Consider the following 16,646-nt stretch of genomic DNA (forward strand, 5'->3'; position numbering starts at 1 on the left):
AGGGTCACCGACGACGCGACCCCAGAACAGCCACCGAACCCCGCTCCCCCTCCGACCGGCCCCGCCTACCCGCCGCCCCCGGCCGGCCCCGCCTACCCGCCGCCCATGGCCGGCACCGGCTACCCCTCGTCCCAGCCTGGCCCCGACTACCCCTCGCCCACGGCCGGCACCGGCTACCCCTCGTCCCAGTCTGGCCCCGGTTACCCCTCGCCCACGGCCGGCACCGGCTACCCGCCGCACGCGGCCGTCCAGGCCACGCCCGGCCAGGTGGACCACCCGTCCGACCAGCGCGGCTACGACCACCCACCGACGGCGGGCCAGCACCCGGTCGGCGCCGCCCGCCCCGACCCGTACGAGCCGCACCGGGCGGTCCCTCGGCCACCGGTCCCCGGCGATCAGCCGCCGGCCGGGGTCGCCGGACCGTCCACCGCCCACCGCTTCGCCGGCCGACCGGAGGGAGGGCCGCCCCCCGGCCCGCCCACCGACGGCGGGTTCGGACCGCAGCCCGGGCCGCCTCCCAGCCCCGACCCCGGCCGCCCGCAGGCCGATGGTCCACAGATGCGTCCCCCGCTCGCCGCCGGGCCGCTCGACGACGGCCGGATGCCGGAACCCCGGCCACGGCCCCGGCCGGCGCCCACCCCGCGCGGCGGTCCGTTGTGGCCCGACAACCCGGTACGGCACGACCAGCCGGGCGACGGTCACCCCGGCCAGCCACCGGCGGCACCCGGACACCAGCCCTCTCCGCCCCGGCCGCCGCAGGTCGCGCCACCGCCCGGCCCGGCGGACGCTTCGACGGCGGTCATCCCACTCGACACCGCGTCGACCGCGGTCATCCCGCTCGACCTGTCGTCGACGGCGATCATCCCGCCGGTCAGGGGCCGGGATGACCGGTCGACGGCATCGGCCGGCGCAACGTTGCCGGGCGACCAGACCGCTCCCCCGTCGCGGGCCGCGGCGGCCGGCGCGCGGACCGGCGACACCGGCCCCCGTTCCGCGTCCGGAGCCACCGCTGCGGACAGTGCCCGCACCGGAGACGACGGTGACCGCGGCACGGCCCGGGTCGACCCGGTGGCGGCCGCCCAGGCCCGGGCCGCGAAGGCCGCTGCCGCCGGTGCCACGGCCGGCGGCGAATCCGGCGACGGCCCGGCCGACAAGCCCCGCCGGGGCGAGAAGGTCGTCCAGCTTCGCCCGCACCGCACCGACGAGGGATACAAGAGCGTCTACTCGGAACTGACCCGCCCGTCGTTCGGTTCCCGGCTGCGCGGCAGCGTGCGCGTCGCCGGCGAGGTTCTGATCACCTTCGGTCTCGTGGTGCTGCTCTTCGCCGGCTACGAGATCTGGGGCAAGGGCGTGGTGGTCGACGCCCACCAGAACGACCTGAGCGAGCAACTGGCCCAGCAGTGGGACCAACCCACCGACCCGACGGTCGGCCCCACGCCGGCGGCCAGCGGCTCCCCGACCCCGGCGGTCACCGGCAAGCCGATCGCCGGCCTCTACATCCCGAAGTTCGGGCAGAACTGGATCGTGGTCGAGGGCGTCAGCCAGAAGGACATCCGGTACGCACCGGGCCACTATCCCAAGAGCGCCATGCCCGGTCAGATCGGAAACTTCTCGGTCGCCGGGCACCGCAACCGGGCCACGTTCTGGCGCCTCGACGAACTCCGGAACGGCGATCCGATCGTCCTGGAGGCGAAGAACGACTGGTACGTCTACCAGGTCACCCGCGTACACATCGTCAAGCCGTCGCAGGTCGAGGTGGTCGAGCCGGTACCGGGTCAGTTCGGCGCCAAGCCGACCAAGGCGATGCTGACCCTGACCACCTGCAACCCGAAGTTCGACAACTACGAACGCCTGATCGTGCATGCCGAACTGACCCGCAGCCAGCCCAAGTCCGACGGCCGGCCGGGCGAACTGGGAGGCTGATCGACGTGTACGCCTGGATCTGGCGGAAGCTGCCGTTCGGGCTGCCCGGCAAGCTCATCGGGTCGCTGCTGATCACCATGAGCGTGCTGGCCCTCCTGTGGTTCTTCGTCTTCCCCTGGGCCGAGCCGTTGCTTCCCTTCGACGACGTGCAGGTCACCCAGGATGGTGGCGAACCGGGCGGCGGGACGCCCGACGGCGGCCCCGGCCCGGACACCGGTGAGCCCGGCAGCGGCGACGGCCACGACATCCCGTACGACACCGAGCAGAACAACCCCGCACCCACCCCCTCGGCGAGCAGGTGACGTCCGTGCGCGTTCTCGTGATCGACAACTACGACTCGTTCGTCTTCAACATCGTGCAATACCTGGGGCAACTCGGGGTCGAGTGCGACGTACGACGAAACGACGAGATCGACGTGACCGAAATCGGGCAGCTCGAAGCCGCCGGCATCCTGCTCTCCCCCGGTCCGGGCGCACCCGAGCGCGCCGGCATCTGCCTCGACGTGATCCGGGAATACGCCGGAAAGCTGCCGATCTTCGGCGTCTGTCTCGGCCACCAGGCCATCGGGGCGGCGTTCGGGGCGACCGTGACGCGGGCACCCGAACTCCTGCACGGCAAGACCTCGCAGGTGCACCACGAGGGCAGCGGCGTGCTTGCCGGCCTGCCCGACCCGTTCACCGCCACCCGCTACCACTCGCTCGCGGTGGTGCGGGAGACGCTGCCGGACGAGATCGAGGTGACCGGCTGGACCGGGTCCGGGGTCGTGATGGCGATGCGGCACCGCACGCTGCCGATCGAGGGCGTGCAGTTCCATCCCGAGTCGGTGCTGACCGAGGGCGGCCACATCATGCTCGCCAACTGGCTGGCCGCCTGCGGTCGGCCCGAGGCCCTCGACCGGGCTCCCGCCCTGGCCGCCGAGGTCGACACCCGTCGCCTGGCGGCCTTCGCCGGCGCCTGACCAGCACCGCGGCCGCCGCCCCGACGAACAGGCGCTCCGACCGCTGGGGTCGGAGCGCTGGGTCAGGGAACGGTCAGTTGTTGCCGCGCCCGTTGAAGGGCGGCAGCGACGGAATCACTCCCGCACCGCCGCCGTCTCCACCTCCGTCACCGCCACTGGGCGTCGGCGTCGGGGTGGTCGGCGTCGGGGTGGGCGACTCGGTGGGTTCCGCGCGCGGCTGGGTCACCGTGATGGTGATCGTCGTACCGCGCTTCGCCTCCTGGTTCGCACCCGGGTTCTGAGCGGTGACCCGACCGGGGTCGTCGCTCTCCTGTCCCTCCCGGACGGTGACCTCGAAGTCGGCGTTCCGCAGGGTGGTGGTTGCCTCCGACTGGCCCATCCCCACCACGTTCGGCACGCTTCGGAGCAGGCCGTTGGAGAGCTCGACGACGACCTTGGTGCCCGGCTCCACGTCCTTGCCCGCGTCCGGGACCTTGACCACCTGGTCCTTGGACTGGCTGCTGTCGACGGGCTTCCACTCCGGCACCAGTTTGGCGTCCTCCAGTGCCTTCTGCGCACCGGTCTTGTTGTAGCCCGCCAGGTCGGGAATCGTGACGAGTTCGGCGCCACCGCAGACCTGGAGGGTGACCTCCTGCCCGGGTTCGATCCGCTCGCCGGCGGCCGGGGCCTGGGTCAGGACGTTGTTGAGCACGCAGTCGTCCTGTTTGATCACATTGCTGACGACCTTAAGGTTGGCCCCCTCGAGTTCCGCCTTGGCGGCGGCGACCGGCTTGTCGACCACCCCCGGCACGGTCACCAGATCGGGTTCGTCGTTCCCGGCCGCGATGAGCCCGGCGATCAACGCGATCACCGCGAGCACGCCCAGGGCGCTGAGCGCGGCCAGTACCCAGGCGGACGCCTTACGGCGGCGGGGATCGCCGACCCGGGCCGGCGCCGGTCCGCCGCCGGCCTGGCGGGTCGTCGCCGACGGCGCCATCGCCATCGTCTCGTCTTCCCGCATCACCGGGGTGGCCATGACGGGTCGGCCGTTGGCCGCCCGCAGCAGGTCGGCGCGCATCTCGCCGGCGCTCTGGTAGCGGTTGAGCGGGTTCTTCGACAGCGCCTTGAGCACGATCGCGTCGATCGCCGGGGTGACCTCGGGGTTGATCTCGCTCGGTGCCCGGGGGTCTTCCCGGACGTGCTGGTAGGCGACGCTCACCGGGCTGTCGCCGACGAACGGCGGGTGGCTGCACATCAGTTCGAAGAGCACGCACCCGGCGGCGTAGACGTCGGAGCGGGCGTCGACGGCCTCGCCGCGGGCCTGCTCGGGTGACAGGTACTGGGCGGTGCCGATCACGGCGCTGGTCTGGGTCATCGTCGTCGCACCGCTGGCCAGCGCCCGCGCGATGCCGAAGTCCATGACCTTGACCGCGCCGTTCTGGGTGAGCATGACGTTGCCGGGCTTGATGTCCCGGTGGATGATCCCGTGCCGGTGGCTGAACTCCAGCGCGGCGCACATGTCGGCGGTGAGTTCGAGCGCGCGGCGGGGCATCAGCCGCCCCTCGGCCGCGAGGACCTCCTTCAACGTACGGCCGTTGACGAACTCCATGACGATGAACGGGATCGTCTCGCCGGTCGCGGCGATCTCCTCGCCGGTGTCGTAGACGGCGACGATGGCGGGGTGGTTGAGCGAGGCGGCGTTCTGCGCCTCCCGGCGGAACCGCATCTGGAAGGTGGCGTCGCGGGCCAGGTCGGTCCGCAACATCTTGATCGCGACGTCGCGGCCCAACCGGAGGTCACGGCCGTGGTGCACCTCCGCCATGCCGCCGTAACCGAGCAGCTCGCCGACCTGGTACCTGCCACCCAGCAGTCGGGCCTGCGCAGTCATCTCGTCTCAAGTCCTTCGTTCATGTGGTCGTCGCCCCGCCCAGCAGTCGGGCGCTCTCCACTCGACGGTACGGCGCGTTCGGCGAGTCGTCGCGCTCGACAGCCATCTGAATACTTGTCGTGACGTTCGGTGACCGCAGTTCGGCACTGCCGAAGAGGTCGTTCTTCCGGCTCCAGTAGGCGGCGCCGAAGGAACAGACCAGGACCAGGAGGCCGAGCAGCACCGCCATCAGGAACAGGACCGGTCGACTGGCGCCCCGTTGCGGGTGGGCCGGAGCCGGGGGCTGCTGATAGCCGTACGTGTGGTCGGGCTGCTGCGGCCGGGCGGTGGGGATCGAGGCCGCACCCCGCGTGTAGCCGCCGGCGGCCGGGCTGGCGGGAGCGGCGTGCGGCGTGGCTCCGGTCGCCGGCGCGCCCTGTGCCGGTAGGGGCGGGCCGGCGTTGGCCGGCGGATATGCCGGCATCATCCGGGTGCCGCCCGGCCCGGAGGTCGGGGCGGTCGGTGGTGCCGAGGCCGGCTTGTTCATCGCGACGGCGGGGCTTCCAGGCGGCGGTCCGACGGGCCGGTTGGGCGCGGTCGGGGGGCCGCTCGGACGACCGGGACCGGACAGTTCCGCCGCCACCTGACGGGCCGCCACGGCAAGCGCCGAGGCGGACGGCCAGCGACCTCCGGGGTCCTTGGCCATCGCCCGTTCCACGATCGACCGGACCGGGGGCGGGATGTCGCCGGGCAGCGGCCGTGGGGTGTCCCGCACGTGCATCATCGCGATCGCCAGCGGGTTGTCGCCCTCGAACGGCCGGTGCCCGGACAGGCACTGGTAGGCGACCACACCGAGCGCGTAGACGTCGGACGCGGGAGTCGCGGTGCTGCCGGCCGCCTGCTCCGGCGAAATGTACGACGCGGTGCCGAGCACCGATCCGGCTGCGGTGAGCTGGGCGACCATCGCCGAGCGGGCGATACCGAAGTCGGTGAGGACCAGGGTGCCGTTGGGGCGTACGAGCAGGTTGCCGGGCTTGACGTCCCGGTGCACGATGCCCTTGTCGTGGGCGGCCTGTAGCGCGTCGGCCGCCTGGGCGACCAGGGCCATGGTCCGTGCCGGGGTCAGCCGGCCGACCCGGCCGAGGGTCCGCGACAGCGCGTCGCCTTCGACGTACTCCATGACCAGGAAGGCGATCTGCTGGTCGCTGCCGTAGTCGTAGACGTCGACGACGCCCGGGTGGTTGATGGTCGCCATGGTCCGCGCCTCGCCACGGAACCGTTCGGCGAAGCCCGGCTCCTCCACCAGCGACGGCAGCAGGATCTTGACCGCGACGGTGCGACCGAGCACCTCGTCGGTGCCGCGCCAGACGTCACCCATCCCACCGCCGGCGATGCGCTCGTCGAGACGGTAGCGGTTGCCTAGCAGTACGCCAGGGCTGAGCATGTCACCTGCCTCCCGCGTCCGCGATGACGGCGCGCATGATCTGTGCGGTGATCCGGGCGGCCTCGCCGCTGCCGCCGCTGCCGGCGTTTTCGAGGACGACCGCGACCGCCGAGAGCGGCTGCCCGTCCTTCATCACGTAACCGATGAACCAGCCGTGGTCGTCGTCGTTCTCGCCGGCCTGGGCGGTGCCCGTCTTGCCGCCCACCGTGTAGCCGTTGATCCGCGCGTTGCGCCCGCTGCCGTTCTCCACGACGCTGACCATCATGGCCTGCAGGTCGCCGGCGACCTGGGTGCTGACCGGCCGGCGCAGCTCCCGCGGGGCGGCGGTGTAGTAGTTGGTGGTGCGGTCCGGTCCGAGCAGCTGCTGCACCAGGTAGGGCCGCATCTGGGAGCCGTTGTTGGCGACCGCGGCCGCGATCAGGGCGCCTTCGAGCGGCGTCATCCGTACGTTGTTCTGCCCGATCGAGGACTGGGCCAGGGCCGCCTGGTCGTCGGTGCCGTCCGGGTTCTGGATGTCGCCGGTGCGGCTGGCCGCGACCGGCAGCCCGCCCTCGCCCAGCCGGCCGACGTTGAGTTCCTCGTCCTCGAAGCCGAACTGGGCCGCCTTCTCCTTCAGCTTGGCGGCGCCGAACTGGACGCCGAGCTTGGCGAAGCCCGTGTTGCACGACTCGGTGAGCGCCTCGATCAGCGTCACCTCGTCCTCGGGGCAGATCGACGGGGCGGCGTTACGGATGTCGGTGCCGGACGTCGGCGGCCGGTAGACCGGGCCGGCGGGGATCCGGGTGTCCCGGGTGATTCCGTTCTCCAGGGCGACCGCGGCGCCGATCACCTTGAACGTCGAGCCGGGTGGCAGCACCTCGGCCAGCGCCCGGTTCTTCAGCGGGCCGTTCCGGTCGGCCTCGTACTTGTTGTAGGCGGCCTCGGCTGTCGACGAATCGTGGCTGGCCAGCGGGTTCGGGTCGAAGCTCGGCATCGAGACGAGAGCCTGGACGGCACCGGTACGCGGATCGATGGCCACCGCCGCGCCCCTGGTGGCGCCGACCCGGTTGTTGGACAGCTCCTTGAAGGCCGTCTCCTGGGCCCGCTGGGACAGGCTGAGCAGCACGTTGCCGCCCGCCGTCTGGTCGCCGGTGAACATGTCCTTCAGCCGGTCGGCGAAGAGCTGGTCGCTGGTGCCGGCGAGGAAGTCGTTCTCGATCCGCTCGATGCCGACGGCCGCGCCGTTGACCGGCTTGTAGCCGAGGACGTGGGCGTAGACCTCACCCTCGGGGTAGGTGCGCAGGAACCTGAGCTGCCCACCGGTGTCCTCGGTGCCGGCGAGCGCGCTGCCGCCGGCCTCGATGTTGCCGCGCTTGCGCTCGTATTCGGCGACCTGGACCCGGCCGTTGTAGTCGCTCGTCCGGTATTCGTCGGCCTTGTAGGCCTGCACCCAGTTGAGGTTCGCGAAGAGCAGGCCGAAAAGAATCATGACGACCACGCCGACGCGGCGCAGTGGGGCGTTCACGGCCGGATCACCTCCGTCGGGGCGCCGTGCAACTGCGCCGGTGGGGTGCCGGGTGTCCGGGCCGGTGCGGCACCGGTCACCGGGCTACGGGCGGCATGGGATATCCGCAACAGCATCGCCACCAGCAGCCAGTTGGCCATCAGCGAGGAACCACCGGCGGACATGAACGGCGTGGTCAGACCGGTGAGCGGGATCAGGCCGCTGATGCCGCCGACGATCACGAAGACCTGGAGGGCGATGGTGAACGCGAGCCCGCCGGCCATCAGCTTGCCGAACGAGTCGCGGACCGCCAGGCCGGCCCGCAGGCCGCGCTCGACGATGAGCAGGTAGATCACCAGCAGCGCGGAAAGGCCGAAGAGGCCGATCTCCTCGCCCATCCCGGCGAAGATGAAGTCGTTGTGCACCTCGGGCACCTGGGTCGGCTGCCCACCACCGGGACCGGTGCCGAAGAGCCCACCGGTGCCGAGGCCGAGTAACCCTTGGACCAGTTGGAAACCGCTGTTGTACGGGTCGCCGAACGGGTCGAGCCAGATCTCGGCGCGCTGGTAGAAGTTGGCGAACGGGCCGCCGATCGCGCTGCCCAGGAAGTAGGCGAGGAAGGCACCGCCGAAGAACAGCAGCAAGCCGATGATCATCCAGCTCGCGCGTTCGGTGGCGATGTAGAGGGTCACCACGAACATGCCGAAGTAGAGCAGCGAGGTGCCCAGGTCCTTCTGGAAGACGAGAACCATCAGGCTGAAGAGCCAGACGACCACGACCGGCCCGAGGTCGCGGCCGCGCGGGAAGTCGATGCCGAGGAAGCGGCGGCTCGCCAGCGAGAGCACTTCCCGCTTACGGACCAGGTAGTAGGCGAAGAACACCAGCAGGGCCAGTTTGGCGAACTCGCCGGGCTGGATCGAGAAACCGCCGACCTTGATCCACAGCTTGGCGTTGTTGACCTCGGAGAATCGGGCCGGCAGCACCGCGGGGATCATCATCAGCACGAGCCCGGCCAGGCCGAGGGTGTAGGCGTAGCGGGACACCGCCCGGTGGTCCCGGATCACGATCAGCAGCCCGGCGGCGAGGATCAGCGAGGCGAGGGTCCAGGCCAGCTGCCGGCCGCCGGTGCCGGCGAAGATCGGGAAATCGATGCGCTCGGCCGGGGCGACCTCGGCCAGGTCCAGCCGGCGCAGGAACCCGACCCCCAAGCCGTTGAGCAGGGCGACCGCCGGCAACAGGACCGGATCGGCGTACGGGGCCAGAAACCGGACGACCACGTGCAGGGCCAGGTAGACGGCCGACAGGACGGCGGCCGGAACCCAGAAGTCCAGGGTCACGGTGTCGAGCATGTTGGCCTCGACGGTGGCCGAGTAGGCAGCCACCAGCACCATGGCGACCAGCAGCAGCGCCAACTCGGAGTTGCGCTTGGTGTTGGTCGCCGCGAAACGCGGCATCTCACCCGTCGCTGCGGGTGTGGCTGCCGGTCCGGCGGAGGCGGTCACGCGTGATCCCTCAACTCGTGGAAGTCGACGCTCAGTCGATCGGCCGGCAGCTTGCCGGGTCGACAGGCAGGACCGTTTCGGAGGGTGGGGTGTCCGGCGTCGAAGTGGGTGCGGTGGGCGTTGGGCTGGCGTCGGCGCTGGGCGAGCCGCTCGGGGACGGCGAGCCGCTGGGCGACGGGGAGCGGGTCGCCGAACTCGTCGGCTCGGTCGCCTCCGGGGTCGGGGACGGGGTGGGAGTGGGAGTCGGGCTGGGGCTGGGCGCGCACAGCGGCTTCAGGTTGGGATTGCTCGGGACGTCGTCGGTCAGGTCGGCGAGCCGCCGTTGGGCGTCCGACTCGTTCGACGCCTGGATGCCCTGCTTGACCTGCTCCTGCGCGGCGGCCGTCAGTTCGTCGAGACCGGTGGTGCTGGTCTGGTGCACGCTGGAGAGGTTGAGGCCGGCGATCTGCCCGGGCACGCCCCGGAAGATCGCGAGTTGTCCCTCTTCGGTCGCGCCGACGTAGTACTGCCGCTGGGTGTAGCTCCAGCCGAACCAGAGACCACCGCCGAGGATGCCGAGCAGCACGACCAGCAGCAGCGCGGTGCGGACCGGGTGCCGGCGGGGGCGTTCGGGATCGTCCTCCTGCCCCCCCTGCTCCGACCCGGAATCCGGGCTCGACGGGCGGGGGGCGGCGAGCGCGGCGGAGGCCCGGCCGGCCGGTGTGGAGACGTCGACCGGGGTCGCCATGCCACGGTCGCGGGCGGCGGCACCGCCGACGATCGGTGCGGCCTCGAGGATGTCCTGGTCGGTGGCGTCGGCGATGATGACGGTGATGTTGTCCGGACCACCACCACGCAGCGCGAGTTGGACCAGCCGCTCCACGCACTGGCCCGGGTCGACGTAGTCCCGCATCGTCTCGGCGATGGTTTCGGCGCTCACCACACCGGACAGGCCGTCGCTGCAGAGCAGATAGCGGTCGCCGGGAAGGACCTGGCGTACGGAGTATTCGGGGTCGATGTCGCGCCCGTCGAGCGCCCGGGTCAGCAGTGAGCGCTGGGGGTGGCTACTCGCCTCTTCGAGGGTGATACGTCCCTCGTCGACCAGCATCTGGACGTAGGTGTCGTCCTTGGTGATCTGGGCGAACTCGCCGTCGCGGAGGAGATAGGCGCGGGAGTCGCCGATGTGGACCATGCCGATCTTGCTGCCCGAGAAGAGGGTCGCTGTCAGCGTGGTGCCCATGCCCTCCATCTGAGGGTTGGCATCGACTGTTTCCCGAAGTTGCTGGTTGGCGGTGTCGACGGCCGACCGAAGCGCGTCGACGAGGGCGTCACCGGGGACGTCCTCGTCGAGCGGGGCCATCGCACCGATGACGATGTTGCTGGCGACGTCACCGGCGGCCATGCCGCCCATGCCGTCGGCGACGGCGAGAAGCCGCGGGCCGGCGTAGACGGAATCCTGGTTTCCGTCTCGGATCAGACCGCGGTCGCTGTGTGCCGCATAACGCAGGGTCAGAGTCATGGCCGTAACTCGAGGGAAGTGCGGCCGATCCGAATCGGCACGCCGAGGGGGACGGGGGTTGGTCCGGTGACCTTATCGCGATCGAGGTAGGTCCCGTTAGTCGAGCCGAGGTCTTCGACGAACCACTGTCCGGCGCGTGGCACGAGGCGGGCGTGACGTGCGGAGGCATAGTCGTCGGTGATCACCAGGGTCGAATCCTCGGCGCGGCCGATGGTGATCTGGGATTCACCCAGGGTTATTCGGGTGCCGGCAAGTTGGCCGGCGGTTACCACCAACTGGTGGGCGGCGCGCCCCCGTTTCACCTTCGCCGGCCTCGCGGCCGCCTGGCTGGTCGACGCGCCGACCCCCCGTGGCGCGGCGACCAGACGGCTGGACCGTGATCCGGCGAAGAGGTCCCGGCGGATCACCCCGACGACCGTGAACACGAAGATCCACAGAAGGATGATGAACCCGAACCGGGCGGTGGTGATGACGAAAGGGGGCAAGGTCCTTAGCCGTCCACTCGGAACGTGAGGGTGGTCGTTCCGAGCTGGATCATGTCACCCGGGTTGAGGGCCACGGCGGAAACCCGCTGACCGTTGACCATCGTCCCGTTGGTCGATCCGAGATCGGTCAGGACCACCTGGCCGCCGTCGAAGTCGAGCCGGGCGTGGCGGCGGGAGATGCCGACGTCGGGCAGCCGCAGGCTGGCCTGGTCGCCCCGGCCGATCACGGTCGAGCCCATCTGCAGCGGATAGGTGCGGCCGTCACCGGACACCAGTCGGATGTTGCGCCCACCGGCCCCGTGCGCCGGCGGCTGGCCGTAGCCACCCCCCTGGTCGTACGGCGGGTAGCCCTGCTGCTGCGGTGGCGCGTCGTAGGACTGCGGCGGCACCGGAGCCACCTCGCCACCGGTGTAGACCTCTGCGGTCACCCGGAACATGCCGGTGTCGAGCCCGTCACCGCGCTCGATCTCGACGATCACGTCGCCGTAGACCGTCCAGGCCTGCTCGCCGATGAACTCGGCCTGCGACTGCGCCAGCTCCTGGGCAAGCGCGGCAGCGTAGGGCGCGAGGCGGCTGTGGTCGTAGGGCGAGAGATCGATCACGTAGCGGTTGGGCACGAGGGCGCGCCCACCGGCCAGGATCGCCTTGTGCGCCTCAGCCTCCCGCTGCATGGCGTTGAGGATCTCCACGGGGTGGACGACCCCCTTGAACACCTTCGCGAAGGCCCCCTCAACCAGGCCTTCAAGACGCTTCTCGAAGCGTTGCAGCACGCTCACCGGCTCCTCCTCGGGTTCCGAGGACATGATGGTATCCGGCCGAGGCACATGGAGTCCGCATGCCGATCGACCGCTCGCAGCCGGCCTGTCCTTGGGGGCCGGATTTGCCGTGCTATTGTTCCCAGGCGCCGCGAGCGGGAACCAGCCGGGAACCCTCAGTTGTGAGGATCCACCCGGCTAGGGGAACTCTCTCGCGACGCACCATGGGACAGCGTAATATGTCTCGGCAGCCGCCGAAGGGCGGGTTCGGGACATAACTATGTCGTGTCCCGATGGGGAAGTGGCGGAATGGCAGACGCGCACGGTTCAGGTCCGTGTGCCCGAAAGGGCGTGGGGGTTCAACTCCCCCCTTCCCCACCATGACGAAGGGCTCCGCACCATGCGGAGCCCTTCCTTCGTACCGGGGTCGATCCGGGCGGCGTTATGCTCCGGTGACCTTCAACCATCCCACCCCCGAATTCTGGAGTGACGTGTGACTGTCGCGCTGGTGACCGGATCCGGCGGTCTGATCGGCTCGGAGGCGGTGCGGCACTTCGCCGGGCTGGGCCTCGACGTGGTCGGCATCGACAACGACATGCGCCGGGAGTTCTTCGGCGCCGAGGCGTCCACCGCCTGGAACGTGTCGCGGCTGACCAGCGAACTAGGTACGGCGTACACGCACCATGCCGCCGACATCCGCGACCGGGACGCGCTCGCGGAGATCTTCCGGCGCTACGGCCGCGACATCGCGGTCGTGATCCACACGGCGGCCCAGCCGTCGCACGACTGGGCGGTGCGCGACCCGTTCACCGACTTCGACGTCAACGCCGGCGGGACCCTCAACGTCCTGCAGAACGTGCGTGAGCACTGCGCCGAGGCGCCGTTCATCCACTGCTCCACCAACAAGGTGTACGGCGACCGGCCCAACTCGCTGCCACTGGTCGAGTTGGAGACCCGCTGGGAGATCGAGCCGGGTCACCCGTACGAGGCGGGGATCAAGGAGGACATGTCGATCGACGCGTGCCTGCACTCGGTCTTCGGGGCCTCCAAGGTCGCCGCCGACGTGATGGTGCAGGAGTACGGTCGCTACTTCGACATGAAGACCGCCTGTTTCCGAGGCGGCACGCTCACCGGCCCGGCGCACTCGGCGACCGAACTGCACGGTTTCCTCGGGTATGTCATGCGCTGCAACATGGAGCGCCGCACCTACAAGATCTTCGGCTACAAGGGCAAGATGGTCCGCGACGCGATCCACAGCCACGACGTGGTCGCCGCGTTCGAGGCGTTCTTCCGGGCGCCGCGGTCGGCGGCGGTCTACAACCTGGGCGGTGGCCGGCACTCCAACACCTCGCATCTGGAGGCGTTCGCCACCGCCGAACGGATCACCGGAATCGGGATGGTCACCGAATACCACGAGGCCAACCGGATCGGCGACCACCAGTGGTGGATCGGCTCCAACGAGGCGTTCCAGGCCGACTACCCGGACTGGAAGCAGGTCTACGACGTCCCGATGATCCTCCAGGAGATCTACGAGGCGAACGTCGACAAGTGGGTGCCGAAGGCATGAGCGAGCGGAGCGGGCAGGGCCTCATGATTGCCAAGGGCAAGAAGAACGTGCTGGGCGTCCTGGTCGACGCCACCGACTACGCGGCGGCCACCGAGCAGGTGATCGCCGCCGCCCACGAGCGCCGGCCGCTGGCGCTGACCGCGCTGGCCGTGCACGGGGTCATGACCGGGGTGCTCGACAAGGCGCACAACGCCCGACTGAACTCCTTCGACCTGGTGACCCCGGACGGCCAGCCGGTGCGCTGGGCGCTCAACCTGCTGCACAAGGCCGGGCTGACCGACCGGGTCTACGGGCCGAACCTGACCCTGAAGGTGCTGGAGCGGTGCGCGGCCGACGGGCTGCCGGTCTATCTCTACGGCTCGACCGACGAGACGCTGGCCCGGCTGGTGCCGGCGCTGGAGCGGATGTTCCCGGCGCTGAAGCTGGCCGGTGTCGAGGCGTCGAAGTTCCGGGCGGTGGAGCCGGGCGAGGACGCGCGGATCGCCGACCGGATCCGGTCGTCGGGTGCTCGGCTGGTCCTGGTCGGCCTGGGGTGTCCCCGGCAGGAGGTCTTCGCCTACGCGATGCGGCCGCTGCTCGACATGCCGCTGATGGCGGTCGGGGCGGCGTTCGACTACCACGCCGGGCTGCTGCGCAATCCGCCGCCGTGGATGCAGCGGGTGGGCCTGGAGTGGCTGTGGCGGCTCGGCCTGGAGCCGAAGCGGCTGTGGCGTCGCTACGTCATCCTCAACCCGGCCTACCTGAGCCGGCTGGCCGCGCAGAAGACCGGGCTCTGGAAGGCCACCCCGCCGCCGCCGGCGACTGAGCGCCCGACCAGCTTCGCGGTCTGACTCCCGACCATCGCCCGGCCGGTGGATCAAACCGGCCGGGTGATGGGCTGGCGTGTAGGAATGCGCTTTCCTATGCTGTCCGCATGAGGATCGACGAGGCGCTCACTCCCGCTGCCCTGCTACCCAAGATCGAGAAATTGTGGGAGGCGTCCGCCCACAAGATCGACTCAATCGAGAAGACGTCCCCTCCGGGCTCGCCCTCGCCGGTCTTCACCGTCGCGGGACGCTACACCGCGCGCGGCTGGACCGAATGGACCCAGGGTTTCCAGTACGGCTCCGCGGTGCTCCAGTTCGACGCCACCGGTGACCAGCGCTTCCTCGACTCCGCCCGGGAGTCGACCGTGGCTCTCATGGCCAGCCACATCAGCCACATCGGCGTGCACGACCACGGCTTCAACAACGTCAGCACGTACGGCAACCTGTGGCGGCTGATGGCCGAGGGCCGGATCCCGCACGACCCCCGGGAACGCGACTTCTACGAACTCGCCCTCAAGCTGACCGGCGCCGTGCAGGCCGCCCGCTGGCGCGACACGATCGACGGCACCGGCTACATCTACTCGTTCAACGGGCCGCAGTCGCTCTTCGTCGACACGATCCGCTCCTGCCGCGCACTGTCCGTGTCGCACCTGCTCGGCCACGCCCTGATGGGCGAACGCGACGAGCGGATCTCGCTGCTCGGCCGGCTGATCGAGCACGCCGTGAACACCGCCCGGTGGAACGTCTTCTACGGCGAGGGCCGGGACAGCTACGACGTACGGGGGCGTACCGCCCACGAGTCGGTCTTCAACGTCAACGACGGCAGCTTCCGCTGCCCCAGCTCCCAGCAGGGCTACTCGCCGTTCAGCACCTGGACCCGCGGGCTGGCCTGGGCGATGGTCGGGTTCCCCGAGCAACTGGAGTTCCTGGCCCTGATCGACGACGCCGAACTCGAGCCGTACGGCGGGCGCGAACAGGTCGAGCAGATCTTCCTCAAGGCGGCGCTGGCCACCTGCGACTTCTACCTGGAGAACACCCCGGTCGACGGCATCCCGTACTGGGACACCGGCGCGCCCGGCCTGGTCCACCTCGGCGACTACCTCGCCGCCCCGGCCGACCCGTACAACGCGCACGAGCCGGTCGACTCGTCGGCCGCCGCGATCGGCGCGCAGGGCCTGCTGCGGCTCGGCCGCTATCTGACCGGTGCCGGCCGCGCGGCCGAGGGGCAGCGCTACTGGCAGGCCGGCCTGACCGTGGCCGACACCCTCTTCGGCGAGCCCTACCTGAGCACCGACCCCGACCACCAGGGCCTGATCCTGCACTCGGTCTACCACCGGCCGAACGGCTGGGACCACGTGCCGGCGGGTCAGCGGGTGCCGAACGGCGAGTCGAGCATGTGGGGCGACTACCACGCCCGCGAGCTGGCCCTCTACCTCCAGCGGGTGGCCCGCGACGAGCCGTACTACACGTTCTTCGGGCCGGCCGGCGCGGCCGGGGGTGCCCGGTGAGCCGGGCGGCGATCGTCACCGGCGGCTCGCGCGGCATCGGGCGCGGCATCGTCCGGTCGCTGGCCGGCGCCGGCTACGACGTGGTGGTCAACTACGCCAGCAACGCCGACGCGGCCAAGGAGGTCGGTGCCGAGGTCGAGGCGCTCGGCCAGCGTGCCCACCTGGTGCAGGCCGACGTCTCGGTGACGGCCGACCGGCAGAAGCTGGTCGACGAGGCGATCGCCGCGTTCGGCCGGCTCGACCTGCTGGTCAGCAACGCCGGGGTGGCCCCGGACGTACGCGCCGACATGCTGGAGGCCAGCGAGGAGTCGTTCGACCGGCTGATCCGGATCAACCTCAAGGGCCCGTACTTCCTGGCCCAGGCCGCGGCCCGGAAGATGATCGACCAGATCGAGGCCGGCGTGGTCACCGCCCCGAAGATCGTGATCGTGTCGTCGATCAGCACCTACACGGCGAGCGTGAACCGGGGCGACTACTGCGTCTCGAAGGCCGGCCTGGGGATGGTCGCCCAGCTCTTCGCCGCCCGGCTGGCCGAGCACGGCATCAACGTCTACGAGATCCGGCCGGGCATCATCGAGACCGACATGACCGGCGGGGTCAAGGCGAAGTACGACGACCTGATCTTCAACCAGGGCATCACGCCGATCCGCCGGTGGGGACAGCCGGAGGACGTGGGACGCGCCGTCGTGGCCGTCGCGACCGACCTGCTGCCGTTCAGCACCGGCCAGGTCATCGACGTGGACGGCGGCTTCCACCTGCGTACGCTCTGATCGCAACGACAGGGGCCCCGGCGGCGGAGCTGCGGGTACGCGCCTGGCACGCCGCCGCCCTGCTGCGCGACGCGGTCGGGGATGCCGCCGGTGCCCGCCGG

At 70.6% G+C, this 16,646-nt stretch carries 14 protein-coding genes and 1 tRNA gene; 8 read left to right on the plus strand and 7 right to left on the minus strand.

Features of this window, described 5'->3' with window-relative positions; translation table 11 throughout:
* Nucleotides 1-105: 105 nt before the first annotated feature.
* Genes AB0I42_RS31595 through AB0I42_RS31605 form a run of 3 tightly spaced genes read left to right on the plus strand, consistent with a single transcriptional unit; the run spans nt 106 to nt 2,881 of the window.
* Nucleotides 106-1,923 (plus strand): class E sortase, encoded by a 1,818-nt coding sequence (locus AB0I42_RS31595; RefSeq protein ID WP_357543132.1) that lies wholly within the window; start codon nt 106-108, stop codon nt 1,921-1,923.
* Between the two features lie 5 nt (nt 1,924-1,928).
* A complete protein-coding gene (locus AB0I42_RS31600; protein WP_357543134.1) occupies nt 1,929-2,225 on the plus strand; it encodes a hypothetical protein in 297 nt (98 codons plus the stop codon).
* A gap of 5 nt (nt 2,226-2,230) precedes the next feature.
* Entirely contained in the window at nt 2,231-2,881 is a 651-nt protein-coding gene (locus AB0I42_RS31605) for an aminodeoxychorismate/anthranilate synthase component II (protein WP_357543136.1), read from the plus strand.
* Between the two features lie 73 nt (nt 2,882-2,954).
* Here AB0I42_RS31605 and pknB read toward each other — a convergent pair whose 3' ends face one another.
* From pknB to AB0I42_RS31640, 7 genes are all read right to left on the minus strand, one after another.
* Nucleotides 2,955-4,748, minus strand: coding sequence for a Stk1 family PASTA domain-containing Ser/Thr kinase (pknB, locus tag AB0I42_RS31610; protein WP_357543138.1), 1,794 nt, complete (start codon nt 4,746-4,748; stop codon nt 2,955-2,957).
* Between the two features lie 19 nt (nt 4,749-4,767).
* Nucleotides 4,768-6,171, minus strand: a complete 1,404-nt coding sequence (locus AB0I42_RS31615; protein ID WP_357543141.1) for a protein kinase — start codon at nt 6,169-6,171, stop codon at nt 4,768-4,770.
* A gap of 1 nt (nt 6,172) precedes the next feature.
* Nucleotides 6,173-7,675: a penicillin-binding transpeptidase domain-containing protein gene (locus AB0I42_RS31620; protein WP_357543143.1), complete on the minus strand. Its 1,503-nt coding sequence runs from the start codon at nt 7,673-7,675 to the stop codon at nt 6,173-6,175.
* Entirely contained in the window at nt 7,672-9,108 is a 1,437-nt protein-coding gene (locus tag AB0I42_RS31625) for an FtsW/RodA/SpoVE family cell cycle protein (RefSeq protein WP_357543157.1), read from the minus strand. Before AB0I42_RS31625 ends, AB0I42_RS31620 begins: the two co-directional genes overlap by 4 nt.
* A 79-nt stretch (nt 9,109-9,187) precedes the next feature.
* On the minus strand, nt 9,188-10,654 hold the full coding sequence (locus tag AB0I42_RS31630) for a PP2C family serine/threonine-protein phosphatase (protein ID WP_357543145.1): 1,467 nt from the start codon (nt 10,652-10,654) through the stop codon (nt 9,188-9,190).
* Nucleotides 10,651-11,139: an FHA domain-containing protein gene (locus AB0I42_RS31635; protein ID WP_212824857.1), complete on the minus strand. Its 489-nt coding sequence runs from the start codon at nt 11,137-11,139 to the stop codon at nt 10,651-10,653. The genes AB0I42_RS31630 and AB0I42_RS31635 overlap by 4 nt, the downstream gene beginning before the upstream one ends.
* 5 nt (nt 11,140-11,144) lie before the next feature.
* Nucleotides 11,145-11,942: a DUF3662 and FHA domain-containing protein gene (locus tag AB0I42_RS31640; protein ID WP_357543147.1), complete on the minus strand. Its 798-nt coding sequence runs from the start codon at nt 11,940-11,942 to the stop codon at nt 11,145-11,147.
* Between the two features lie 247 nt (nt 11,943-12,189).
* Here AB0I42_RS31640 and AB0I42_RS31645 point away from each other — a divergent pair.
* The 5 genes from AB0I42_RS31645 (at nt 12,190) to AB0I42_RS31665 (ending at nt 16,545) form a co-directional block, all read left to right on the plus strand.
* A tRNA-Leu gene (locus tag AB0I42_RS31645) sits at nt 12,190-12,275 on the plus strand.
* 112 nt (nt 12,276-12,387) lie between these two features.
* Entirely contained in the window at nt 12,388-13,461 is a 1,074-nt protein-coding gene (locus AB0I42_RS31650; RefSeq protein WP_357543149.1) for an NAD-dependent epimerase/dehydratase family protein, read from the plus strand.
* Nucleotides 13,462-13,484: 23 nt separating this feature from the next.
* The gene (locus AB0I42_RS31655) at nt 13,485-14,291 is read left to right on the plus strand and encodes a WecB/TagA/CpsF family glycosyltransferase (RefSeq protein ID WP_357543159.1); all 807 of its coding nucleotides are present in this window, start codon (nt 13,485-13,487) and stop codon (nt 14,289-14,291) included.
* Between the two features lie 83 nt (nt 14,292-14,374).
* A complete protein-coding gene (locus tag AB0I42_RS31660) occupies nt 14,375-15,775 on the plus strand; it encodes a hypothetical protein (RefSeq protein ID WP_357543151.1) in 1,401 nt (466 codons plus the stop codon).
* A complete protein-coding gene (locus tag AB0I42_RS31665) occupies nt 15,772-16,545 on the plus strand; it encodes a 3-ketoacyl-ACP reductase (protein ID WP_357543153.1) in 774 nt (257 codons plus the stop codon). The genes AB0I42_RS31660 and AB0I42_RS31665 overlap by 4 nt, the downstream gene beginning before the upstream one ends.
* Nucleotides 16,546-16,646 lie beyond the last annotated feature (101 nt).

It is taken from the genome of Polymorphospora sp. NPDC050346, from assembly GCF_040655695.1.
Classification (GTDB): Bacteria; Actinomycetota; Actinomycetes; order Mycobacteriales; family Micromonosporaceae; genus Polymorphospora; species Polymorphospora lycopeni.

Bases quoted from the DNA above. Each gene is read 5' to 3' on its own strand.
- AB0I42_RS31595 (WP_357543132.1), top strand. From the start codon at position 106: ATGGCCGGCACCGGCTACCCCTCGTCCCAGCCTGGCCCCGACTACCCC.
- pknB (WP_357543138.1), bottom strand. From the start codon at position 4,748: ATGACTGCGCAGGCCCGACTGCTGGGTGGCAGGTACCAGGTCGGCGAG.
- AB0I42_RS31615 (WP_357543141.1), bottom strand. From the start codon at position 6,171: ATGCTCAGCCCTGGCGTACTGCTAGGCAACCGCTACCGTCTCGACGAG.
- AB0I42_RS31625 (WP_357543157.1), bottom strand. From the start codon at position 9,108: ATGCCGCGTTTCGCGGCGACCAACACCAAGCGCAACTCCGAGTTGGCG.
- AB0I42_RS31630 (WP_357543145.1), bottom strand. From the start codon at position 10,654: ATGACTCTGACCCTGCGTTATGCGGCACACAGCGACCGCGGTCTGATC.
- AB0I42_RS31640 (WP_357543147.1), bottom strand. From the start codon at position 11,942: ATGTCCTCGGAACCCGAGGAGGAGCCGGTGAGCGTGCTGCAACGCTTC.
- AB0I42_RS31655 (WP_357543159.1), top strand. From the start codon at position 13,485: ATGATTGCCAAGGGCAAGAAGAACGTGCTGGGCGTCCTGGTCGACGCC.
- AB0I42_RS31660 (WP_357543151.1), top strand. From the start codon at position 14,375: ATGAGGATCGACGAGGCGCTCACTCCCGCTGCCCTGCTACCCAAGATC.